1 rRNA gene is annotated in these 526 nt (G+C 48.9%); it reads left to right on the top strand.

The features are described 5' to 3' along the window. Positions 1-79 precede the first annotated feature (79 nt). Positions 80-526: ribosomal RNA gene (locus ACWJJS_RS19905) — 23S ribosomal RNA — on the top strand; the annotation flags it as partial.

The following is a 526-nucleotide window of genomic DNA, read 5'->3' as shown; positions in this document are numbered from 1 at the left end:
TGTTCTTTGAAAACTAGATAACAGAAGTAATTCACATTCAATTAGTAATGCAAGATATCACGTAGTGATTCTTTTTAACGGTTAAGTTAGAAAGGGCGCACGGTGGATGCCTTGGCACTAGGAGCCGATGAAGGACGGGACGAACACCGATATGCTTCGGGGAGCTGTAAGCAAGCTTTGATCCGGAGATTTCCGAATGGGGAAACCCACCACTCGTAATGGAGTGGTATCCATATCTGAATACATAGGATATGAGAAGGCAGACCCGGGGAACTGAAACATCTAAGTACCCGGAGGAAGAGAAAGCAAATGCGATTCCCTGAGTAGCGGCGAGCGAAACGGGACCAGCCCAAACCAAGAGGCTTGCCTCTTGGGGTTGTAGGACACTCTGTACGGAGTTACAAAGGAACGAGGTAGATGAAGAGGTCTGGAAAGGCCCGCCATAGGAGGTAACAGCCCTGTAGTCAAAACTTCGTTCTCTCCTGAGTGGATCCTGAGTACGGCGGAACACGTGAAATTCCGTCGG

This window comes from Bacillus sp. JK106, from assembly GCF_053663355.1.
The sequence above is the reverse complement of the archived record's forward strand: the minus strand, read 5'-3'. Positions and strand labels throughout refer to the sequence as shown.